18 protein-coding genes are annotated in these 24,321 nt (G+C 43.6%); 16 read left to right on the forward strand and 2 right to left on the reverse strand.

Features of this window, described 5'->3' with window-relative positions:
• Positions 1–59: 59 nt before the first annotated feature.
• The gene (locus Q4443_RS07135; protein ID WP_000229782.1) at positions 60–1,112 is read left to right on the forward strand and encodes an LLM class flavin-dependent oxidoreductase; all 1,053 of its coding nucleotides are present in this window, start codon (positions 60–62) and stop codon (positions 1,110–1,112) included.
• Between the two features lie 229 nt (positions 1,113–1,341).
• Here the strand turns inward: Q4443_RS07135 and Q4443_RS07140 are convergent, their stop codons facing one another.
• Positions 1,342–2,199 carry a 5'-nucleotidase, lipoprotein e(P4) family gene (locus Q4443_RS07140; RefSeq protein ID WP_000703388.1) on the reverse strand — a complete coding sequence of 286 codons (858 nt, stop codon included), beginning with the start codon at positions 2,197–2,199 and terminating at the stop codon, positions 1,342–1,344.
• A gap of 367 nt (positions 2,200–2,566) precedes the next feature.
• On the opposite strand from Q4443_RS07140, the gene Q4443_RS07145 reads away from it, so the two are divergent.
• The 7 genes from Q4443_RS07145 to Q4443_RS07175 are packed head-to-tail and all read left to right on the forward strand — an operon-like array spanning position 2,567 to position 7,901.
• Entirely contained in the window at positions 2,567–3,571 is a 1,005-nt protein-coding gene (locus Q4443_RS07145) for a uroporphyrinogen decarboxylase family protein (RefSeq protein WP_049519202.1), read from the forward strand.
• 11 nt (positions 3,572–3,582) lie between these two features.
• Complete coding sequence (locus tag Q4443_RS07150; protein WP_049519201.1) at positions 3,583–3,786, forward strand: hypothetical protein; 204 nt, start codon at positions 3,583–3,585, stop codon at positions 3,784–3,786.
• A gap of 2 nt (positions 3,787–3,788) precedes the next feature.
• Positions 3,789–4,787, forward strand: coding sequence for a uroporphyrinogen decarboxylase family protein (locus Q4443_RS07155; RefSeq protein WP_049519200.1), 999 nt, complete (start codon positions 3,789–3,791; stop codon positions 4,785–4,787).
• 10 nt (positions 4,788–4,797) lie between these two features.
• On the forward strand, positions 4,798–5,676 hold the full coding sequence (locus tag Q4443_RS07160; RefSeq protein ID WP_000037003.1) for a transporter substrate-binding domain-containing protein: 879 nt from the start codon (positions 4,798–4,800) through the stop codon (positions 5,674–5,676).
• A 32-nt stretch (positions 5,677–5,708) separates the two neighbouring features.
• Positions 5,709–6,401 carry an amino acid ABC transporter permease gene (locus tag Q4443_RS07165; protein ID WP_049519199.1) on the forward strand — a complete coding sequence of 231 codons (693 nt, stop codon included), beginning with the start codon at positions 5,709–5,711 and terminating at the stop codon, positions 6,399–6,401.
• Positions 6,402–6,404: 3 nt separating this feature from the next.
• Complete coding sequence (locus Q4443_RS07170; protein ID WP_049519198.1) at positions 6,405–7,127, forward strand: amino acid ABC transporter permease; 723 nt, start codon at positions 6,405–6,407, stop codon at positions 7,125–7,127.
• Between the two features lie 9 nt (positions 7,128–7,136).
• The gene (locus Q4443_RS07175; RefSeq protein ID WP_000942257.1) at positions 7,137–7,901 is read left to right on the forward strand and encodes an amino acid ABC transporter ATP-binding protein; all 765 of its coding nucleotides are present in this window, start codon (positions 7,137–7,139) and stop codon (positions 7,899–7,901) included.
• 202 nt (positions 7,902–8,103) lie between these two features.
• Here the strand turns inward: Q4443_RS07175 and Q4443_RS07180 are convergent, their stop codons facing one another.
• On the reverse strand, positions 8,104–11,814 hold the full coding sequence (locus tag Q4443_RS07180) for a pullulanase (protein WP_303408220.1): 3,711 nt from the start codon (positions 11,812–11,814) through the stop codon (positions 8,104–8,106).
• Between the two features lie 442 nt (positions 11,815–12,256).
• On the opposite strand from Q4443_RS07180, the gene rpoB reads away from it, so the two are divergent.
• From rpoB to Q4443_RS07220, 8 genes are all read left to right on the forward strand, one after another.
• A complete protein-coding gene (gene rpoB / locus Q4443_RS07185) occupies positions 12,257–15,868 on the forward strand; it encodes a DNA-directed RNA polymerase subunit beta (protein ID WP_125388623.1) in 3,612 nt (1,203 codons plus the stop codon).
• A 32-nt stretch (positions 15,869–15,900) separates the two neighbouring features.
• Positions 15,901–19,566, forward strand: coding sequence for a DNA-directed RNA polymerase subunit beta' (gene rpoC, locus Q4443_RS07190; RefSeq protein ID WP_000228753.1), 3,666 nt, complete (start codon positions 15,901–15,903; stop codon positions 19,564–19,566).
• Positions 19,567–19,677: 111 nt separating this feature from the next.
• Positions 19,678–20,097 (forward strand): nucleoside-diphosphate kinase, encoded by a 420-nt coding sequence (ndk, locus tag Q4443_RS07195; RefSeq protein WP_049489472.1) that lies wholly within the window; start codon positions 19,678–19,680, stop codon positions 20,095–20,097.
• Between the two features lie 134 nt (positions 20,098–20,231).
• Complete coding sequence (locus Q4443_RS07200; protein WP_000240908.1) at positions 20,232–20,855, forward strand: hypothetical protein; 624 nt, start codon at positions 20,232–20,234, stop codon at positions 20,853–20,855.
• A gap of 83 nt (positions 20,856–20,938) precedes the next feature.
• Entirely contained in the window at positions 20,939–21,382 is a 444-nt protein-coding gene (gene tsaE / locus Q4443_RS07205) for a tRNA (adenosine(37)-N6)-threonylcarbamoyltransferase complex ATPase subunit type 1 TsaE (protein ID WP_084877344.1), read from the forward strand.
• A complete protein-coding gene (locus Q4443_RS07210; RefSeq protein WP_084877345.1) occupies positions 21,372–21,893 on the forward strand; it encodes a GNAT family N-acetyltransferase in 522 nt (173 codons plus the stop codon). The genes tsaE and Q4443_RS07210 overlap by 11 nt, the downstream gene beginning before the upstream one ends.
• Positions 21,894–21,897: 4 nt before the next feature.
• A complete protein-coding gene (locus Q4443_RS07215) occupies positions 21,898–22,938 on the forward strand; it encodes an LCP family protein (RefSeq protein WP_000592174.1) in 1,041 nt (346 codons plus the stop codon).
• 72 nt (positions 22,939–23,010) lie between these two features.
• On the forward strand, positions 23,011–24,267 hold the full coding sequence (locus Q4443_RS07220) for a competence/damage-inducible protein A (protein ID WP_084877347.1): 1,257 nt from the start codon (positions 23,011–23,013) through the stop codon (positions 24,265–24,267).
• Positions 24,268–24,321: the final 54 nt, after the last annotated feature.

A 24,321-nucleotide genomic window follows, 5' to 3' on the forward strand; every position in this document is an offset into this window, starting at 1 on the left:
AGTAAAACTAATTAGTGATAAAATACTCTAAAAACTAAAAGAGATAGCGAGGAAACAGTATGGTAGAATTAGGAATTTCAACATTTGGTGAAACAACCGCTCTGGAAGCGACTGGGCAGATTTACAGTCATGATGAACGCATTCGTCAGTTGGTGGCAGAAATTGAGCTGGCTGATAAGGTTGGTTTGGATGTGTACGGGATTGGGGAGCATCATCGGGAGGACTTTGCGGTATCGGCGCCAGAGATTATTCTTGCAGCTGGGGCAGTCAATACCAAAAAGATTCGTTTGACTAGTTCGGTCAGCATTCTCTCGAGTATGGATCCGATTCGCTTGTTCCAACAATATGCTACCATCGATGCCTTGTCAAATGGACGGGCAGAGATTATGGCAGGTCGTGGTTCATTTACTGAATCCTTCCCTCTGTTTGGCTATGACTTGAAAGACTATGAAGCTCTTTTTGATGAAAAGTTAGACCTGCTTCAGCTGGCAAATGAAAGCACCAAAGTGAACTGGCAGGGACAATTGACTCAAAGCATCGCTGGAAAAGAAGTCTATCCTCGTCCTGTTCAGGACAAATTGCCATTGTGGGTGGCGACAGGAGGTCATGTAGAGTCAACAGTGAAGATTGCTCAGGCGGGGTTGCCGATTGTCTATGCCATTATCGGTGGCAATCCACGTTATTTTAAAAAGCTGATTCAAGCTTATCGTGAGATTGGTAGGGAAGCCGGTCATGCGGAGAAAGACCTGAAAGTGGGTGCTCATTCTTGGGGCTGGATTTCGGAAGATGGCGAGCAGGCTGTCAAAGATTATTTCCATCCGACCAAGCAAGTGGTGGATGCAATTTCCAAGGACCGTCCGCACTGGCAGGAGTTGACCTATGAGCAATATTTGGAGCAAGTTGGACCAAATGGTGCCATGTTTGTGGGCAATCCAGATCAGGTGGCAGAAAAATTGATTCGCATGATTGAGGATTTAGACTTGGACCGTTTCATGCTCCATCTACCGCTTGGTTCTATGCCACATGATCAAGTTTTGAGAGCTATTGAACTCTTCGGCACACAAGTGGCTCCAAAAGTACGAGCATACTTTGCCATGAAAGAGGGGTTATAAAAAAATTCAATCAGTTGAGTCGATTGGTGAGGAACACCCATGGATTCAGCAACAGGTGGAAGTGGTACAAGTGATAGAGCATACTATCTAGTGGAATATATACTAGTTTATACCAAGTACAAGATAAAATAGTAAAAAAGACGATTTCCGCTTGGAAATCGTCTTTTTTGATATTCTCACAAATACGATATCTTGTGGTTGGTGTAAACTGGTAGATAGCTCTCTTATTTTATTTATCAAAACCTTGTAAGTTTTTTTGTCGCTCTTCAGTTTGACCCTTGGCATCCAATTTATTACCATTGTAAACAGTGCTTTCCCATGATCCGTACATTGGGTTAGGGAAAATGATGAATTTCTCACCAAACTCTTTTTGTAATTCCTCTAATTTTTGGTTGCGCTCAGTTTCAGAGGTCTTTGAAAACTCTGCAAAGTCCACAAGATTGTCTCCTAGTAGCATGACTAAGTTGGTTTTTTCTTGGACTGCTTGTCTACGACCTTCTTTAGATTTGACGCCTTTTTCTAAGAACATGAGATGATCGCGGCTTTGTACAGGAATTCCTTCGTTTTCTAGGTTTTTGATCGTATCATCTACCTGATCTATCGTGCGGTCAGATACATAGTAAATTTGGACACCGTTTTGGTCTGCAAATTGGAGAAAGTCTTTAGCACCTGGTACAGCCTTGGCTGCGGCTTTTTTTACCCAGACATCCCAGTTTTCTGGGGTAAATGCTGTTCCGTCTTTGACATTTTGCGCTTGATAAGGGCTATTGTCTAATACAGTTTCGTCCAAGTCCAAAACGATAGAGTAGGGTTTATCTGTCTGTGTTTTTAGTAGTTCTTTCAAACGATCAGTAGCGACATTGTAACCTTGTAGATAGAGTGCCTTGGTTTCAGCTGCTTTTTGATACCAAAGAGTTGACATAGTATTTTCTCTTGAACGCAACTGATCATAGGTCATTGTAACCTGATTATCAGATGTACTACTTTGTGTTGTCTGTGAATTTGCCGAATTTGTACCACAGCCAGTCAGTAAAATGACGGAAGTAAGTGTAGAAGCAATTGTAATGGTAACTTTGGATATTTTCATAATCCCATCCTCCTAATAATAGTCTATTAATATTGTAGCGTTTTCATGGGATTTGTGCAAGGAAATACCGAGAGAAAAGAAATTTTTCAGTAGTAATTTGGTATTAGGATAAAATTATGTACTTAATTTGGGAATGAAGATGGATATAAAAAAATTCAATCGGCTTGATAGAAAATCTATATCAGCTTCTTTTTGGAAAATAGATGAAAATAAAGTGAATCTTTGAAAGGCTAGTAACATCAAGCTTTTTAGGGATTTTTTTCTTTATAGATATAAAAATTTCCAATCGAGTTGATAGTCAATATATATTGGGAAAAGGGGAAAAGGAGTGGTAAGATGGTTTCAATCCAAATGGAAGGAGAAAGGTATGGCGAGTAAAAGAGAGCTAGTCTTTAGAGCGATTCGAGGCGATGAAGTGGAAAGAGTTCCTGTGGGATTTTGGTTTCATTTTGTAACACTCGAAGAAAAGGAGCAGGGATTAAACAATCCACGTATCTTTCAAAAAAGTGTTGATGGGCATCGCAACTATGTGGAAAGGATTCGCCCTGATTTTGTCAAAATTATGAGCGACGGTTTTTTTCTTTATCCAAGTAATGTCTATAGTCCTAAGATCGCAAGCATTCAGGAGCTGACTTCTATTGAGTCGATTGGTGAGGAACACCCATGGATTCAGCAACAGGTGGAAGTGGTACAAGCGATTCGAGAGACCTTTACCGAAGAGATTGCTTCTTTCTACAATATCTTTTCGCCTATCTCATACCTCAAGCGCTGGTTCCGTACAGAAACTTCTCGAGGAGATAGGGAAGTGGCTGATCTATTGCTTGAAAATCCTGAGCAATTCAGAGCGATTCTAGATGTGATTGCAGGAGATATTGCTATCCTAACTCAGAAAATCATCCAGCAAGGCGGTGTTGACGGGATTTACCTCAGTACCCAGGAAATTCAAGATGAGCGCATCACACCATCACTCTACCAAACCTATATCGAACCGAGCAATATAGCGATTTTGGAAGCAGCCAATCAGGTTGGTGGGACCAATATCCTCCATATCTGTGGTTTTGAAGGTGCGAGCAATGATGTGACGATATTTAAGGACTATCCAGCTCAAGTGGTCAACTGGGCGACTCATCATGAGGAGGTTAGTTTGACACAGGGTCAGGAGTTGTTTCGAGGCAAGGCCGTTTTAGGTGGATTTGAAAATGGCAAGAAAAGCTTGCTTTATCAAGGTTCCAAGGCGGAATTGCAAAATGAAACAAGACGGTTGCTGGCTGAAGCTGGTAGTAAAGGCGTTCTTCTGGGAGCTGACTGTACTGTTCCAGATGACTTTGACTTAGAGAGGTTGGACTGGATTCGGCAGGCAGCTGTTCTCTAAAAGGAGGAGCTATGAAAAGTAAAAGATGGGGCATCTTCATTGCAGTTGTCGGTTTGCTGGCTTTGGTTGCCATAAGCGTCGTAAAAAATGGGCATTGTAAAAATGGAGAGAGATGTCGTGGAGTTCAGGATTTTTCCAAGTCCAGTCTTCCCTTTCTACGCTCGAATGATATCGCAAGCAGTTTATTAGTTGGAAAAGTAAGAAATGGAGAATAAGAATGTCAGAAAAAAGAGAATGGGTTTTAAAAGCATTTAGAGGTGAAAAGGTTGATCGTGTGCCAGTTGGCTTTTGGCACCATTTCACATCCGAAGACGAATGGCTACACGGATTCTCAAATCCAGCCATTATCGAGAAGAATATTGAGGGCCATAAGCGCTTTATCCGAGAAGTTCAGCCAGACTTTATCAAACTCATGAGTGATGGCTACTTTGCTTATCCAAATCCAGCGATTGCCAAAGGAAAATCACTTCAAGAATTGGCGACCATTCAACCACTCGGATCAGAGCACGCTTGGATAAAAGAGCAGGTTGACTTGGTTCAGAAAATCAAGCAAGAGTTTACAGAAGATATCGTTGCGATTTACAATATTTTTGCTCCTGTGACCTATCTCAAGTGGCTACTGGGGGAAGTGTCTGGTGGGGATGATCTCATTGCTGATTTTTTGGTGGAAGATCCTAAAGCTCTTAAAAAGGTGTTGGATGTGATTGCAGAGGATATTGCTAGTCTCAGTCGAGCTATCATCGAAGAGGCTGGTGCTGATGGAATCTACCTCAGCGTGCAAAGCATCCAAGATCAACGAGTGTCGGCAGCAGAGTATCAAGCCGTCATTGCCCCTAGCGAGATAACGGTTCTGGAAGCAGCTAGTGCTGTTGGTGGCGTCACAGTTCTTCATATCTGTGGCTACGAGGGGGCGCGAAATGATATTCACCTTTTTGCAGACTATCCAGCCCAAGTCTTTAACTGGGCTGTAGGACCAGAGGGAATCACTCTCAAGGAAGGTCGTGAGATTTTCAAGGGACGTACGGTTCTTGGAGGATTCGAAAATGGCAAGACGGGCTTACTGTATACTGGTAGCAAGGATGCCATTCAGGCTGAGGCAAAGAAACTAGTTGCAGAAGCTGGGGAACAGGGCTTGGTACTTGGGGCAGATTGTACCATTCCAAGTGATATCGCAGTTGAACGTATCCAGTGGGTGAGAGAAGCGCTTGAAAACTAAAGGAGAAAAAATGAGTAAAAAAGCATGGATTATCGGTGGTGTAGCAGTTGTTGCAGTAATTGGGGCAACGATTATCGGGAGAAGTTTAGCTGGCGCTCCAGCCAAGGAGGGAGAAACGGCTTCGTCTGCTGAAGTCATAACCTTGAAGGTTGCCCATACACAAAACTATGTTCCATATGATTTTGTCAATGAAAAAGGGGAATCAGATGGTTATGAAGTAGCTGTTTTGAAGGCTGTTGATGAGAAGTTGGCAAACTATCAATTTGAATATACGGGTACCAGTGATGACGACCTCTTGATTGGTCTGGAATCAGGTAAGTATGACATCGGAACCAAGGGAGCTTGGTACACAGATGAACGAGCTAAAAAGTTTGTCATTCCATCTGAACCAGTCGGAGCGAGCATCATCGGATTTACTGTCAGAAAAGAAGATGAACAGAAATACAAAACCATTGATGACTTTGCTAAGAATAAAGGGAAATTGGTTCCCATCTCTCCACAGAATGCTCAATGGAATGTTATCACCAGCTACAATGAAAAACATCAGGATGCACCGATTGAGCTAACAGCAGCTGAATCCTTTAAAGTGGCAGATGCCTATGCCTGGGTCTTAGAAGGACGTTATGACGCCTTCTTTGATATCAAACTGTCCTTTGAAAAAGCAGTTACCGCAGAAGATGGCCCTTACCACCAATATGCGGATAAACTCAGCTGGTTCCCATACAAGGGTATTCCAACTTATCCCTTGATTCACCGTGATGAAAAGGGTGAGAAATTCGCTAAAGAATATGAAAAAGCAATCAAAGAGTTGAAGGAAGATGGCACGCTTGCTAAGCTATCTCAGCAATACTTTAAAGAAGATGTCTTTAGTTACGTAGACAAAGACTAGACCAGAAATTCCAAGACTAGAAAGGGTTTTGCATGGTTTCTTATGATTTTTCCAAGGTCTTTCAGTTTTTACCGACCTTATGGCAGGCGCTTCCTATGACCTTGTCCATTCTCTTTTTTACCACTCTTCTTGGTTCCCTTTTTGGAGGTCTCTTGGCCTGGGCACAAGTAGGAGAAGACAAGAGTTTTGCAGCGATTTCCAAAGGCTATATTTTCACCCTTCGTTGTACACCGCCGATTGTCTTGCTTTTTCTAGTCTTTTATGGCTTGCCAGAATTTCTGAAATGGTGGCTTGGTTTGGATATCAACAACTGGTCTAAAACTATTTTTGTTCTCCTGACGATGATTCTCTTGTTTGCGGCTGTTGTTGCCGAGGTTTTCAAGGCGGCCTATCAAGCTATTCCAAAGGGGCAGACAGAGGCCGGGCTTAGTATTGGTTTGACTCCAAGTCAGACTTTTTGGAGAATCATTTTTCCTCAAGCTTTTCAAGTTGCTCTTCCCAATATAACGACCGCTATTCTCAATCTCATGCGGGATGCTGCCTTGGCTTATACGATTGGTTTTGTTGATGTTATGGGGGCAGGCAATCTCTTGATTAGTCGCAATTTAGGGAACTACTCTCTGGAAACCTATACGGCAGTTGCGCTTCTTTACTGGGGGATTGCCTTGGTTATTTCTAGCTTGAGTCGTTTGCTTGAGAAGTCTTTGGAAACAAAAGGGAGGTAAGAAATGGATATAGACTATATTGTAAAGACCTTTCTGGAGACCTTGAAGGGTGTGCCAATCACCTTGATTATCATGATTGTGGCTATGGTCTTAAGCTTTTTACCGGCTCTATTTTTAGCCTTGGGGCAGATTTACAAGGTTCGAGGTGTGAGGAGTTTTTCTCTGGTCTATCTGGCCTTTATCCGAGCGACTCCTCCGATTTTATTGATTCTCTTCTTTTATAGTTTGTTTCCAAGCCTGCTGAATCAATTTCTCAAAAGCATAGGAAGTGACTTTGATATTTTCAAGCTTGATCCTCTCTATTATGTCTTTATCATTTATAGTTTGATGACAGTCGGGAGTTTGTCGGAGATTTTGCGTTCAGCTATCTTGACGGTGGACAAGGGACAACTAGAGGCAGCGCATGCGATTGGCTTGACTACGACCCAGGCCTATCTAAGGATTGTTTTTCCTCAAGCCTTGCGCTCAGCCTTGCCTAACTTAGCCAATCTGGTGATCAATATCGTCAAAGGGACCTCCCTGGTCTTTGTCATGACCATCAAGGACATCACCGCTATTGCTCGTGTAGAAGCGTCCTACGGTTACCAGTATTTTGAGTCTTATTTTGTGATCTTTTTGCAGTATATTTTGATCTGTGGTTTGATTCAGTGGGGCTTCTCCCTATTGGAAAAAGGCTATGTGAAAAAAGAAAAAAGTGCAAAAGCATCTAGCGCGCGTTTTGTATAGGAGGACAGGATGTTACAAGTAGAACATATCGCAAAAACATTTGGTGAGAGGCAGGTGCTGGAGGATGTCAATCTCCAGGTCAACCAAGGGGATGTCGTCGTTATTTTAGGACCATCAGGTTCGGGGAAAACGACCTTTCTCCGTTGTCTTAACCACTTAGAAAAAGCTGACAGTGGACGTTTGACCTTGGCAGGAAAGACCTATGACTTATCCAAATTGAGCAAGAAAGACATTCTAGAAATTCGCCAAAAAACAGCCTTTGTTTTCCAGCACTACAATCTTTTTGCGAATAAAACTGCTCTGGAAAATATTCTAGAAGGCCTAATCGTAGCTCGTAAAGTTCCCAAGGAAGAAGCGCTCAAACGTGCAGAATCTGCCTTGGAAAAAGTTGGTTTACTGGCCTACAAAGACTACTACCCTTCACAACTATCTGGAGGGCAACAACAACGAATAGGAATTGCGCGTGCTATTGCCGTCAAGCCGGAGGTCATTTTGCTAGATGAACCAACATCTGCACTAGATCCTGAGTTGGTTGGAGATGTTTTGGATGTTTTGAAACAGTTGGCGGGAGAAGGTGTGACCATGGTGGTCGTCACACATGAGATGGGATTTGCTAGGGATGTCGCTAACCACGTTATTTTCATGGATGGAGGCCGTATCGTAGAGGAGAACAATCCCCACGATTTCTTTAGTCGTCCACAAGAAGAACGTACCAAGCAGTTTCTAGCTCGTATCTTATCAGATGCCACCTATAGTGTAGAATATATGATTTAATAGATAAGTGTATCATAAAAACAACACCCCATGACTAGAAGATTCTTCTGACCATGGGGTGTTTTCTCTATAGGAGGGCTAGGTTATATTCTTTGAAAATTTCTTCAAACCAGGTCAACTTCGCCTTATCTACAACCTCAAAGCTGTGCTTTGAGCAGCCTGTGGCTAGCTTTCTAGTTTACTCTTTGATTTTCATTGAGTGTTATTTCTTTTTCTTGTTTTTTATCAACCATCCAAGTCCGAGAAGGGCAAGGATACTGAATCCAGCAAGGGCAAGGAGGGATTTGCTCTCAGTTCCTGTGTTTGGAAGGAGGTTCTGAGAGCGAGTCTCTGCAGCAGTTTCTTGAGAGTCAGGGTTTGCTGCTAGGTTTTGGACTTGTTCTTGTTCGACTTCCAAGCTAGAAAGATTAAATTCTGGTTTTTCTTCCACAGCTGGGGCGACAATAGCACCACCTTGAGACAAGCGGAGAACAACGGCAGTGAGAGCGTTCAATTTTAAGCCTTTTTCAGTCCATTCGAGACCTTGAGGTTTAGCGATTCCTACTGGTCCGGCTTGGTTTTCATCAGCCAAGACTTCGGCCTTTCTCAGGTGGGCAAAGGCAGTTCCCAAATTAAATGCGCGAGCTTTTTCATCCGCATTGACAAAGACTGCGTAGATATCACCGTTTGGAGCAGTAATTTGGTAGCCAATTATTACATCCTCTTTTTCAACACCATTTTGGCCTGGGACAGTGATGAGTTGGACGCGTTCTTTGATATCTTGTAGACTCTTGAGTCGGAAGGCATCTGTAGATTGACGAAGAGCGATCAATCCTTTCATGTAGTCACGGCTCTTGACATTTTCAGGATATGCTTTGCCATCTGTAGCCTTGGTCCAATCAAACTTGTTGACAGCATCACTAGAGTCGTAAGAGTCATGGATAAAGTAAGGATAGACAAATGGCTTGCCGTCCTTGTCACGCAACAAGTGAGACTTGTTTGGAACCTTATCTTCAGGAACAGGAGTCTTATAGGCTGGGTCAAGGAATTGTTTGGTACGTCCATATTCCTGCCCAGAGTGGATAAACGGAGTTCCTTGAGCAGTCAAGACCATGAGATTTCCAAGTCGCAAACGACGATGGATCTCAGCGTAGTTTTCAGCCTTACTTGGGTCTTTTTTGATCGACTGGGCAATGATGTCAAAGAGTGTCAAGTTATCATGGGCTGCGATATACTGGATAACATCTCCAGGGTTGTCTGCTTCAAAGTTGGTTGGTTGGGCAATGAGATTTTTAAAGATGGTATTGATATCGCGTTTGCCACCTGTGATAAAGGCAGGTTGACCTTCGTTTGGATAGCCAGACTTGAGGTTGTTACGGATGTCGTCTGAAAAGACAGCGACAGTATCTGTTTTCTTCATCCAATCTTGGTCAGCAGGTTGTACAGGCGTATTTTCATCACCAGTATAGGTTCTCCAGCCTTCACCTAGCATGATAAGATTTGGATTGAGGGCGCGTGCAGCTTTGTACGCTTCTTCGATTGAAGCCGCATCGTGATCACCCATCATATCGAAACGGAAACCATCCACTTTGTAGGTTTCAACTAGATACTTGATAGAGTCTACCAAGACACGCTTGGACATGTAGTGGGTTGTTCCCAAACGGCCGCCTCCGAAGCTAGTACGGGGAGTTCCGTCTGCATCCATAAAGTGGTAGTAGTTTGGCTCAATATCCTCAAAAATATCAACGTTGGCAGTATGGTTGTAGACCACATCCAAGATAGCCCCCATGCCACGTTTGTGGATTTCGTTGATGAGGTTTTTGAATTCTGCGATACGTTTTTCTGGATCCTTAGGATCGCTTGAGTACATACCAGTCAAGGAGAAGTAGTTTTGAGGGTCATATCCCCAGTTATAGTTGCTGTTGCTTGAAGCGTAGGCAGACAAACGTTCTTGGTTCTTCAATTCATTGACAAAGTAGTAGGACAAGACAGGAAGGAGTTGGATATGAGTCACACCCAAGTCTTTAAGATAGTCTAGTTTTTCGATAAAGGCTTCAAAGGTACCAAATGGTTTGGTCAAGTCTTTTGCGATGGCAGGATCCGAAGTGAAGTCACGTACATGAGCTTCGTAGATAACGGCATCTTCACGCGATTTGAAGTTACGAATCTTTCCATAGGTCAAGTCTTGCGGACCTAACTTCGCTGGATCGACAAAGGCAGCTTTAGCGATCTTATGAGCGGCATCTGTTTTTGCTAGGTCACTGTTCCAAGCCGCTAATGATTTGGCATAAGGGTCAAGAACGAGGACAGTTTTACCTTGGCGCTCGATCTGGTAGTGGTAGTAATAGCCAGTGTAGTTGCTGATACCGAGACCAGAGTTTGCATCCAGAGTTTGTTTCCAGGTTCCTTTTTCTCCTTTTTCAAGGGCGACAGTTTCAACTACCTTTTCAGGGTCTTTCTTGTCATAGACAACAACGGAAACCTTATCAGCACTTGGAGACCAGAGGGTGAGGTCAACACGCTTGCCATCTTCTTTTAGAGTTGCGCCGAGTGGACCATCGTAACTGTAGGACTCATCCTTGAGGCGCCAGCTTGAACGTGTGGTAAAGCTGTCTGAATTGTAGCTGACAGTGTAAGGGTGTTGAGTGTCAGAGAAGTCGCCGATGTAGGTCACTTTTTTACCTGCCTCATCCACTTCCACGTCTGTGATAGCTACTTTATTCCCTTGGTAATCAGTGATGCTGGAGTGTTTGAGGATATCGTCTTTCTTAGCTCCAACTAGGGTAGAAAAACTGCTTTCGATACGAGATTTAGCCACGTGTTGGGCACCAGTCATGCGGATATCGTGCACATAGTAGGGGTTGGTGTAGATGGTTTCGTCATCATCCTTGAGGAAAATCTGACTGTGATTTTTTAGATCAGTGAATTTATAATCTTCTTTTCTGATTTTCACATCATCGCCTTTCTTGCTTTCGTCTAGTAATAAAAATCCAAATTCTCTCGCAGCTTCATTGAGTGGGATATCAATGTAACGGCCATATTTTCCAGTTGCTGTAAAGTCAGTACCGTCAGGCCATTCTCCACTGCTTGGGTTTTTGACATCGCCCCAATACCAAAGAGATTTTTTGTCATAGTTGCCATCGGTGCGGTAGTAGTTGACACGGACTGTTCCCGCTGGCTGAGGACGGTAGTTGTATACCTTATAGTTTTCATCTAGCCAAGCCTCGTTCATTTTTGGAGAAAGGCGCTCTACCGAACGGTCCCCTGTCAGGTTATCCCCTTTAGTATTGTTGATGAGGAAGCTGACTTTCTTAGCTTGATCATTCTTAAGTTTGACATCGAGATAATAGCCATAGTCATCTTTCTTGGCATCCTTGAAGGACTTGGCTCCATTGGGCCAGTTTTCAGAAGGTTTTTCAACATCGTCCCAAGTCCAAAGGCCTTGAGAATCCTTGTTTTCCTCAGGGAGTTTTTTCACATGGATGCGGAAGTAGTTATCTTCGATTGGTTCTTCAGAACTAGTGTCTGCTTGTGGTTTTTGATCAGAATTTGGCGTCGAAGTGCTAGTATCTACTTTCTCTTCCTTGCTGTTGGGCTGGCTTGCAGTAGCATCTTCTGTTTTGGGTGTTTCTGGCGCTGTAGTAGTTTCCACAGCTGGAGCTTCTTTTTTAGAATCATGGGAAGCGTTTGCATTCTTTTGTTCAGAAATAGGCATTTCCTTTTGAGTTTGACTCGTTTCAGTCTCATTAGGAGCCTGGGTCATGGCGCTGGTATTTTCCTGAGTTTGAGGCAGGTTTTCGTTGGCCGAAATAGTTGGCATTGCAGCAGAAAGCAGGATAATGCTGGCACCAATAAGGACAGAACCAGTTCCGTTCTTCAAGGAACGGATACCGTAAATCATTTTTTTCTCAGTTTGAGATGGGATCTTTTTCATCACAATTCTCCTTGTGTAGTTGTTCCCTATCAGTATAGCACGAGGTAAACATTAGTGCAAGCGTTTTCCTAAATTTTAAGAGAAAATATAATGCTTCATTCTCTTGAAATTTTAAAATAATATATAGGAAAAGATTGTTTAAAAAATAGTAAAAAAACCTTGAAAAATCTAGCTAAATAAGGTATAATATGAGTAATCATTTGTCGTAGGTTTTGTCTGAAATATTGTCCAGACAAGGCTCACAGCAGTTAAATCTTCTGGAAAAGTCAGATTTAGCTGCTCTTTTTGTGCTTTTTTTCAGGTTTTTGAGTGCTTGTAACAAAGATTTAAAGATTCTGAAAATTCGTCAAAGGGACACGGTGATAGGGGTTTTTAAAACCATATGACGATTAGAAAAGCCTGATTGACAAGGCTTGGAATTTATTTACAAAGGAGAATCATCTTGGCAGGACATGACGTTCAATACGGGAAACATCGTACCCGTCGTAGTTTTTCAAGAATCAAAGAAGTTCTTGACTTACCAAATTTGATTGAAATTCAAACGGATTCATTCAAAGATTTCCTAGATCACGGTCTTAAGGAAGTTTTTGAAGATGTATTGCCAATTTCAAACTTCACAGACACAATGGAGTTGGAATTTGTTGGCTATGAAATCAAGGAACCAAAATACACGCTCGAAGAAGCACGTATCCACGATGCTAGCTACTCAGCACCAATTTTTGTAACCTTCCGCTTGATCAATAAAGAAACAGGCGAAATCAAGACCCAAGAAGTCTTCTTTGGTGATTTCCCAATCATGACCGAAATGGGTACTTTCATCATCAATGGTGGTGAACGTATTATCGTTTCTCAGTTGGTCCGCTCACCAGGTGTTTACTTTAACGACAAAGTAGACAAGAACGGTAAAGTGGGATACGGCTCAACTGTTATCCCTAACCGTGGAGCTTGGTTGGAACTTGAAAGCGACTCAAAAGACATCGCTTATACTCGTATCGATCGTACTCGTAAGATTCCATTTACGACCTTAGTTCGTGCGCTTGGTTTCTCAGGTGATGATGAAATCTTTGATATCTTTGGTGATAGCGAATTGGTTCGCAACACTGTTGAAAAAGATATCCACAAGAATCCAATGGACTCTCGTACAGACGAAGCTTTGAAAGAAATTTATGAACGCCTTCGTCCAGGTGAGCCTAAGACTGCTGAAAGCTCACGTAGCTTGCTTGTGGCACGTTTCTTCGACCCACGCCGCTACGATTTGGCAGCAGTTGGTCGTTACAAGATCAATAAAAAACTCAACGTTAAAACACGCTTGCTCAACCAAACCATTGCGGAGCCATTGGTAGACCCTGAAACTGGTGAAATCTTGGTAGAAGCTGGTACCGTTATGACTCGTAGCGTGATCGAGAGTATCGAGCACCACTTGGATGGCGACTTGAACAAGATCGTTTATATTCCGAACGATGCAGCTGTTTTGACAGAACCAGTTGTCCTTCAAAAATTCAAGGTTGTTGCCCCAACGGATCCAGACCGTGTTGTAACCATCATCGGAAATGCCAATCCAGACGACAAGGTTCGTGTTGTAACTCCTGCGGATATCCTTGCAGAAATGAGCTACTTCCTTAACTTGGCAGAAGGTATCGGACGTGTGGATGATATCGACCACCTTGGAAACCGTCGTATCCGTGCAGTTGGTGAATTGCTTGCCAACCAAGTACGTCTAGGACTTTCTCGTATGGAACGTAATGTCCGTGAACGCATGTCTGTTCAGGACAATGAAGTTTTAACACCACAACAAATCATCAACATCCGTCCTGTAACAGCTGCAGTTAAAGAATTCTTTGGTTCATCACAGTTGTCACAGTTCATGGACCAACACAACCCGCTTTCTGAGTTGTCTCACAAACGCCGTTTGTCAGCCTTGGGACCTGGTGGTTTGACTCGTGACCGTGCTGGATATGAAGTTCGTGACGTGCACTACACTCACTATGGTCGTATGTGTCCAATCGAGACACCTGAAGGACCTAACATCGGTTTGATCAATAACTTGTCATCATATGGTCACTTGAACAAGTATGGATTTGTTCAAACACCATACCGTAAGGTTGATCGTGAAACAGGTGTAGTCACAAACGAAATTGTTTGGTTGACAGCCGATGAAGAAGATGAATTTACTGTAGCGCAGGCTAACTCTCGCCTCAACGAAGACGGTACTTTTGCTGAGAAGGTTGTCATGGGACGTCACCAAGGGGTCAACCAAGAGTATCCAGCAGAAGTGGTTGACTACATGGACGTGTCACCAAAACAGGTAGTTGCCGTTGCGACTGCATGTATTCCTTTCTTGGAAAACGATGACTCCAACCGTGCCCTCATGGGTGCCAACATGCAACGTCAGGCTGTGCCTTTGATTGATCCAAAAGCACCTTACGTTGGTACTGGTATGGAATACCAAGCAGCTCATGATTCTGGAGCGGCTGTTATTGCTCAGTATGATGGTAAAGTTACATACGCAGATGCTGACAAGGTAGAAGTACGCCGTGAAGATGGTTCGTTAGATGTTTACCACATCCAAAAATTCCGTCGTTCAAACTCAGGTACTGCTTACAACCAACGCACGCTTGTTAAAGTTGGCGATGTCGTTGAAAAAGGCGACTTTATCGCTGACGGACCTTCTATGGAAAAAGGGGAAATGGCGCTTGGACAAAACCCAATCGTTGCCTACATGACATGGGAAGGTTACAACTTCGAGGATGCCGTTATCATGAGCGAACGCTTGGTCAAAGACGATGTCTACACATCTGTCCACCTCGAAGAGTATGAATCAGAAACGCGCGATACAAAGCTTGGGCCTGAAGAAATTACTCGTGAAATTCCAAACGTTGGTGAAGATGCCCTTAAAGACCTTGACGAAATGGGTATTATCCGTATCGGTGCTGAGGTTAAAGAAGGAGATATCCTTGTAGGTAAAGTCACACCTAAGGGTGAGAAAGACCTTTCAGCTGAAGAACGTCTCTTGCACGCTATCTTTGGCGATAAGTCTCGTGAAGTCCGTGACACTTCTCTTCGTGTACCTCACGGTGCCGATGGTGTCGTTCGTGATGTCAAGATCTTTACACGTGCAAATGGTGATGAGTTGCAATCTGGTGTGAATATGCTGGTTCGCGTCTACATCGCTCAAAAACGTAAGATCAAGGTCGGAGATAAGATGGCCGGACGTCACGGAAACAAAGGGGTTGTCTCTCGTATCGTTCCTGTAGAAGACATGCCTTACCTTCCAGATGGAACTCCAGTCGACATCATGTTGAACCCACTTGGGGTGCCATCACGTATGAATATCGGTCAGGTTATGGAACTCCACCTTGGTATGGCAGCCCGTACTCTTGGTATCCACATCGCAACACCAGTCTTTGACGGAGCAAGTTCTGAAGACCTTTGGGACACTGTTAAAGAAGCAGGTATGGACAGCGATGCTAAGACAATCCTATACGACGGACGTACAGGTGAGCCGTTTGACAACCGTGTATCAGTTGGTGTCATGTACATGATCAAACTCCACCACATGGTTGATGATAAATTGCACGCGCGTTCAGTCGGACCATACTCAACCGTTACCCAACAACCACTCGGAGGTAAAGCTCAGTTTGGTGGACAACGTTTCGGTGAGATGGAAGTTTGGGCTCTTGAAGCCTACGGTGCGTCAAATGTCCTTCAAGAAATCTTGACTTACAAGTCTGACGATATCAACGGACGTTTGAAAGCCTATGAAGCTATTACAAAAGGAAAACCAATTCCAAAACCAGGTGTTCCAGAATCCTTCCGAGTTCTTGTCAAAGAATTGCAATCTCTTGGTCTTGACATGCGTGTTCTTGACGAAGATGACCAAGAAGTGGAACTTCGCGACTTGGATGAAGGAATGGACGAAGATGTCATCCACGTAGATGACCTTGAAAAAGCCCGCGAAAAAGCAGCCCAAGAGGCTAAAGCAGCCTTTGAAGCAGAAGAAGCTGAGAAAGCAACAAAAGCGGAAGCGACAGAAGAAGCTGCTGAACAAGAATAAGCAGTTCACTTAGAATAGAAAGGGAAGAAATAGTGGTTGATGTAAATCGTTTTAAAAGTATGCAAATCACCCTAGCTTCTCCAAGCAAAGTCCGTTCATGGTCTTATGGAGAAGTCAAAAAACCTGAAACAATCAATTACCGTACGTTGAAACCAGAACGTGAAGGACTCTTTGACGAAGTCATCTTTGGTCCTACAAAGGACTGGGAATGTGCTTGTGGGAAGTACAAACGCATTCGTTACAGAGGGATTGTTTGTGACCGCTGTGGGGTTGAAGTAACGCGTACGAAAGTTCGTCGTGAGCGTATGGGGCACATCGAGTTGAAAGCTCCTGTATCTCACATCTGGTATTTCAAGGGGATTCCAAGCCGTATGGGCTTGACCCTTGATATGAGCCCTCGTGCCCTCGAGGAAGTTATCTACTTTGCGGCTTATGTGGTGATTGATCCGAAGGATACACCACTTGAGCACAAGTCTATCATGACAGAGCGCGAATACCGTGAGCGCTTGCGTGAGTATGGTTATGGATCATTCGTTGCCAAGATGGGTGCCGAAGCCATCCAAGACCTTTTGAAACAAGTAGATCTCGAAAAAGAAATTGCTGAACTCAAAGAAGAGTTGAAAACAGCTACTGGACAAAAACGTGTCAAAGCCATCCGCCGTTTGGATGTTTTGGATGCCTTTTACAAGTCTGGAAACAAACCTGAATGGATGATTCTCAATATCCTTCCAGTTATTCCACCAGACCTTCGTCCAATGTTGCAGTTGGATGGTGGCCGTTTTGCCTCATCTGACTTGAACGACCTTTACCGCCGTGTTATCAACCGTAACAACCGTTTGGCTCGTTTGCTTGAGTTGAACGCACCAGGTATCATCGTTCAAAATGAGAAGCGTATGCTTCAAGAAGCGGTTGACGCTTTGATTGATAATGGCCGTCGTGGTCGTCCGATTACAGGACCAGGTAGCCGTCCACTGAAATCATTGAGCCACATGCTTAAAGGGAAACAAGGACGCTTCCGTCAAAACTTGCTCGGTAAACGTGTTGACTTCTCAGGACGTTCCGTTATCGCCGTTGGTCCAACTCTTAAGATGTACCAATGTGGTGTGCCACGTGAAATGGCAATTGAGCTCTTTAAACCATTCGTCATGCGTGAAATCGTTGCCCGTGACATCGTGCAAAACGTTAAGGCAGCTAAACGCTTGGTGGAACGTGGAGACGAACGCATCTGGGATATCCTTGAAGAAGTAATCAAAGAACACCCAGTGCTTCTCAACCGCGCACCGACCCTTCACCGTTTGGGTATCCAAGCCTTCGAGCCAGTCTTGATTGATGGTAAGGCCCTTCGCTTGCACCCGCTTGTCTGTGAAGCCTACAATGCCGACTTTGACGGGGACCAAATGGCCATCCACGTACCGCTTTCAGAAGAAGCTCAAGCAGAAGCTCGTATCTTGATGTTGGCTGCTGAGCATATCTTGAACCCGAAAGATGGTAAACCAGTTGTTACTCCATCTCAGGACATGGTTTTGGGTAACTACTACTTGACCATGGAAGAAGCTGGTCGTGAAGGGGAAGGAATGGTCTTCAAAGACCGTGACGAAGCGGTTATGGCTTACCGCAATGGTTATGTTCACCTCCATTCACGTGTTGGTATCGCGACAGATAGTCTCAACAAACCTTGGACTGAAGAACAAAAACACAAGGTCTTGCTGACAACAGTTGGTAAAATCCTCTTCAATGACATCATGCCAGAGGGTCTGCCTTACTTGCAAGAACCAACAAATGCTAACTTAACAGAAGGTGTTCCAGCTAAGTACTTCTTGCCACTAGGTGGAGATATCAAGGAAGCAATCAGCAATCTTGAACTCAACCCTCCATTCAAGAAGAAAAATCTTGGGAATATCATCGCTGAAATCTTCAAACGTTTCCGTACGACAGAAACTTCTGCCCTACTTGACCGCATGAAGAACCTCGGTTACCACCACTCAACTCTTGCAGGTTTGACAGTGGGTATTGCCGATATCCCAGTTGTTGAAGACAAGGCTGAAATCATCGAAGAATCACACAAACGTGTAGAACAAATCACCAAACAATTCCGTCGTGGTATGATCACAGACGACGAGCGCTACAACGCTGTTACAGCTGAATGGCGTGCAGCTCGTGAAAAATTGGAGAAACGTTTGGTTGCCAACCAAGATCCTAAGAACCCAATCGTTATGATGATGGACTCTGGAGCCCGTGGTAACATCTCAAACTTCTCACAGCTTGCCGGTATGCGTGGTCTGATGGCCGCTCCGAATGGACGTATCATGGAATTGCCAATCCTCTCAAACTTCCGCGAAGGTTTGTCAGTACTCGAAATGTTCTTCTCAACTCACGGTGCCCGTAAAGGTATGACCGATACGGCCCTTAAGACAGCCGACTCCGGTTATTTGACTCGTCGTTTGGTTGACGTTGCCCAAGACGTTATCATCCGTGAGGACGACTGTGGAACAGACCGTGGTCTCTTGATCCGTTCTATCGCAGAAGGAAAAGAGATGATCGAGTCTCTCGAAGAACGTCTCAATGGTCGTTATACTAAGAAAACTGTTAAACATCCAGAAACTGGTGCAGTGATCATCGGTCCAAATGAATTGATTACAGAAGACAAGGCGCGTGAAATTGTCAATGCTGGTGTGGAAGAAGTTACTATCCGTTCTGTATTTACATGTAACACTCGTCATGGTGTCTGCCGTCACTGTTACGGTATCAACTTGGCGACTGGTGATGCGGTTGAAGTTGGTGAAGCAGTTGGTACAATCGCTGCCCAATCTATCGGGGAACCTGGTACACAGCTTACAATGCGCACCTTCCACACGGGTGGGGTTGCCTCAAATACCGATATCACTCAGGGTCTTCCTCGTGTCCAAGAAATCTTTGAAGCCCGCAATCCTAAAGGGGAAGCGGTCATCACAGAGGTCAAAGGACAAGTTACAGCTATCGAAGAAGACGCGTCAACTCGTACCAAGAAAGTCTTCGTTAAGGGTGAAACTGGAGAAGGCGAATACGTGGTACCATTTACAGCCCGTATGCGTGTCGAAGTTGGAGACCAAGTCTCTCGCGGTGCGGCATTGACAGAAGGTTCTATCCAACCAAAACGTCTCCTTGCTGTTCGTGATGTCTTGTCAGTTGAAACTTACCTTCTCGGTGAAGTACAAAAAGTTTACCGTAGCCAAGGGGTAGAAATCGGTGACAAACACATCGAGGTAATGGTTCGTCAAATGATCCGTAAAGTTCGTGTCATGGATCCAGGTGACACAGACCTTCTTATGGGTACTCTCATGGACATCAACGACTTTACAGATGCTAACAAGGATGTTCTTATCGCAGGTGGAGTTCCAGCGACTGGTCGCCCAGTTCTTATGGGAATCACCAAAGCCTCACTTGAAACAAATAGTTTCTTGTCAGCGGCTTCCTTCCAGGAAACAACTCGTGTCCTTACAGATGCGGCCATCCGTGGTAAGAAAGACCATCTCCTTGGACTCAAGGAAAATGTTATCATTGGTAAGATCATCCCAGCTGGTACTGGTATGGCTCGCTACCGTAACCTTGAACCACAAGCTATCAATGAAGCAGAATATCTGGCTCCAGAACAAGAAGAGGCAGAGCTTGCTCCTGTAGAGGAAGTTGTGGAAATCCAAGTTGAAGAAACAGTAGAATAAAAGCAAACAAGAGAACCTTTGGGTTCTCTTTGTTTTATTTCAGAAAAATTTTCCCACTTTTTCATAAAGTATGGTAGAATAGAAGAACTAAAATGCCAAGGAGGTGTCCGTATGGAACAAACATTCTTTATCATTAAGCCAGATGGTGTGAAAAGAGGGCTGGTTGGTCAGGTTCTGAAAAGAATTGAGGAGCGTGGTTTCAAAATCGAAAAATTAGAGTTGCGTTCAGCAGTTTCAGAAGATTTGATTGACCAGCACTATCAAGACTTGGTTGAAAAAAGTTTTTATCCTCCTATTCGTCAGTTTATGACCTCAGGACCAGTAGTGGTGGGCATTCTATCAGGTCCGAAAGTGATTGAAACTTGGCGGACCATGATGGGGGCTACTCGTCCAGAAGAAGCTCTGCCAGGAACTATCCGAGGAGATTTTGCCAAGGCTGCAGGAGACAATCAAGCCATTCAAAATGTAGTTCACGGCTCCGATTCGGAAGCTTCTGCCAAACGAGAAATTGCTCTCTGGTTTAAGGATTAGACTGGTAAAAGAACAGTTCTGTGCACAACAGAGCTGTTTTTTGGTCAGTTGAGCACAAAAAAAGAACACTTGAGGCGGAAACAATCATTTCAAACTCCTCACAAGGTATAATCCCATATAGGGAGGGAAAAGAAATGGTAAAATCAATTCGCCTATTGTTACTGATTGCAGTCATCCAGATTAGTTTTAGTAGTTGCCTATTATGGAAAGAATCCTTTTTATCTTTAAAACAGACCAATGCTTACTTTTTGATTTTGATAGTAGGAATTTCTGTTTTGTGCGCTGGGATAAATTATTTCCATACAGCAGACCAGTCTAGACATAGTATTTTACATGTTCAAAAGAAAGTGAGCCTTGTTTATTGCCTCCTTTTAGTAGTCAATCTTCTGGCAACCTGTCTGGTTCTCTCAGAAAGCATCCAAACCACTAGCAAATTGCAGCAGGAACTGGTTGACCTCTTTTTACCCTCCTTCTTTTTCTTGCTAGGAGTAGATCTATTGATTTTCTTACCTTTTGATAAAATTTTTCGCGATATAGAAAATCACCTAAATAAAAAGAAAACAGTCGTCATTTCCGTTCTAGCTACGATGGTTTTCTTGAGGAATCCCTTAGTGATTTCCTCGATTTTCTTTTATATCAGTGTTGGTTTTCTATGCGCACGTTTCCTTTTTCCCAAATGTATCCAAAGGGAAATCTCCTTTTATGGGCACCTGATTCGGGATATCCTGTTTGTTTTTTCAATAGTTGTATTCTTTTAAGTGGAGGAGAATCTTTCAAAATTGTTATAGTAAGTCCATAAAGAAAATTCACACAAAAGAAAACTTTTTGGTATAATAGTAGCATGCACACAAAAAATGAAGAAGAGCTTCTAGCTCTCGGAGAAAGATTAGGTCATTTGCTTCAAAAAGACGATGTTCTGATCTTGACTGGAGAGTTGGGAGCGGGTAAAACAACCTTTACAAAAGGCCTTGCTAAGGGCTTGGATATCCGTCAGATGATTAAAAGTCCAACCTATACCATTGTTAGAGAGTACGAAGGGCGTTTGCCACTTTACCACTTGGATGTCTACCGTATCGAAGGTGATGCTGATTCTATTGACTTGGATGAGTTTCTCTTTGGAGGTGGTGTGACTGTTATTGAGTGGGGGCATCTTTTGGGTGAAGATTTACCAGATTCTTACTTGGAGTTGGAAATTTTGAAAGAAGCTGAGGGTCGTTGTCTTCATTTTACGGCTCATGGCTCTCGGGCTGAACAACTCATCAGGGAGCTTCAAGATGGAGTATGAGTTGTGTATTCGTGAGGCAGATACGTCAGATGCTACAGCCTTGATTGAATTTTTAGATTGTGTCGGTCAAGAGACAGATTTTACCAGTTTGGATGAAAATGGTATCATGATGACAGCTTCTGAAATGGCTCTTTTTATCGAAAAACAAGCTGCATCAGAGAATCAAATTACTCTCCTCGCCTTACTGAATGATGAGATTGCAGGAGTCTTAAATATCACAGCGGACCAACATTTAAGAGTTCGACATATCGGTGATGTTTTTCTAGCAGTTCGCAGGAAATTCTGGAACCAAGGCTTGGCGACTATACTTCTAGAAGAAGGCATTGAGTGGGCGAAAGCCAGTGGCGTCCTGCGCCGTTTGCAACTCAGTGTACAAAAACGAAACGAGGCTGCGATCCACCTCTACTCAAAAATGGGATTTATCACAGAAGGCTTACAAGAACGAGGAGCCTATTTAGCAGAAGGGATATTTTTAGATGTTTGTCTTATGGGCAAGCTGATAAATGAATAACGAGATGATTAAAAAATTAATTGGAATGGTGCTAGGTTTCCTAGCAGTAACAGTTTTAGGTGTAGCGGTTTATGGCTATACCATCTACCAACAGGGAACAGAAACCCTTAGTAAAAAGACTTACAAAAAAATCGGGGAAGAAACCAACGTTATCGAAGCGACGGAGCCTCTGACCATCCTCTTGATGGGGGTAGATACGGGAAATGTGGAACGTACAGACCCGTGGGCGGGAAATAGTGATTCCATGATTCTCTTGACGGTTAATCCCAAAACAAAGAAAACCACTATGATGAGTTTGGAACGGGATATTTTGACCAAGATTGAGACTGGAAACGGTCAAGTTCAGGAAGCTAAACTCAATGCGGCCTATGCTAATGGTGGTGCGGAACTTGCAATTTCTACTATTCAAAAGATGATGAATATCCACATTGACCGCTATGTGATGGTTAACATGCAGGGGCTTCAACAATTGGTGGATGCGGTTGGTGGAATTACCGTCAACAATACACTCGGTTTCCCAATTTCGATTGCTGACCAAGAGGAGTTTAATAAGATTTCTATCGGTGTTGGAGAACAAACCTTGAATGGGGAGGAAGCTCTGGTGTATTCACGGATGCGTTACCAAGACCCAGAGGGAGACTATGGTCGTCAAAAACGTCAACGTGAAGTCATTCAAAAAATCGTTGAGAAGGTTTTGAGCCTAAACAGTGTGAGTCATTATCAAGGCATCCTCAAAGCTTTGAGTGATAACATGCAGACCAATGTAGACTTATCAGCTAAGAGCATTCCACAATTGCTTGGCTATCAAGATTCTTTCAAGAACATCGAAACGCATCAATTGCGTGGGGAAGATGCTGAGCTACAGGGAATTTCTTATCAGATTGTCACTTCAGAACATATGCTTGAAATGCAAAATCTCTTGCGTCGTTCACTAGGTAAAGAGCCAGTGACAGAATTGGAAACCAATGCGGTACTGTACGAAACAGCCTTTGGTCGGACAGCACCTTCAACCAGTACGAACGCTTCAAACGAAGAAGCAGAATAAGAAAAGAATCAAATCGTGGGAAATTTCCTGCGATTTTTTCAAAAAAATTCGAATAGATAAGTAGGAGGAAACATGAAAGCAGAAATTATTGCTGTTGGAACAGAAATTTTAACAGGGCAGATTGTCAATACCAATGCTCAGTTTTTATCAGAGAAACTAGCCGAAATCGGGGTAGATGTCTACTTCCAAACAGCTGTTGGAGATAATGAAGCTCGTCTTTTGTCCTTGCTTGAGATTGCGAGTCAACGTAGTAATCTTGTGATTTTGACAGGGGGCTTGGGACCAACCGAGGATGATTTGACCAAACAAACCCTGGCAAAATTTTTGGGAAAAGATCTAGTGTTTGACCCTCAAGCGCAAGAGAAACTGGATATTTTCTTTGCTCATAGACCTGACTATGCTCGGACACCGAATAATGAGCGCCAAGCCCAAATTGTAGAAGGGGCGACTCCACTGCCAAATGAGACAGGTTTAGCAGTAGGAGGGGTGTCAGAAGTGGATGGCGTGACCTACGTGGTCCTCCCAGGACCACCTAGTGAATTGAAACCCATGGTCTTAAATCAACTCTTACCCAAGTTAATGACTGGTACCAAGTTATACTCACGAGTGCTCCGTTTCTTTGGAATTGGGGAGAGTCAGTTGGTGACCATTTTGGCGGATTTGATTGACCATCAAACCGATCCGACCTTGGCGCCGTATGCCAAGACGGGAGAAGTGACCTTGCGTTTGTCTACAAAAGCAGTTAGTCAAGAAAGGGCTGATCAAGCACTGGATATCCTAGAAAATCAAATCTTGGATTGTCAAACTTTCGAGGGAATTTCTTTACGAGACATCTGTTATGGATATGGGGAAGAAACCAGCCTCGCAAGTGTCGTTGTAGAAGAACTTAAGAAAAGACAGAAAAGCATTACTGCAGCAGAGAGCTTAACGGCAGGCCTATTTCAGGCTACTTTAGCAGACTTTTCAGGTGTGTCAGCTATCTTTAATGGAGGATTTGTCACCTACAGCCTAGAGGAAAAGTCCAAGATGCTGGATATTTCCGAGCAAGAGCTGAAAGAACACGGGGTCGTTTCTGAGTTTACCGCTCGAAAAATGGCAGAGCAGGCACGTCTCAAGACTCAGTCTGACTACGGAGTTAGTTTGACGGGTGTGGCAGGACCAGATAGCCTAGAGGGGCATCCAGCTGGAACCGTCTTTATCGGCTTGGCGCATGCAAAAGGGACAGAGGTGATCAAGGCCAATATAGCAGGACGGAGTCGAGCAGATGTTCGACATATTGCGGTCATGCATGCCTTTAACCTAGTTCGCAAGGCTTTATTAAGTGACTAAATTTTGGTATAATGAAAGATAGGTCTAAGGACCAGTAGAATATAGGAGAACAAA

The sequence above is a fragment of the Streptococcus sp. GP0011 genome (assembly GCF_030546305.1).
In the GTDB taxonomy this organism is placed as follows: domain Bacteria; phylum Bacillota; class Bacilli; order Lactobacillales; family Streptococcaceae; genus Streptococcus.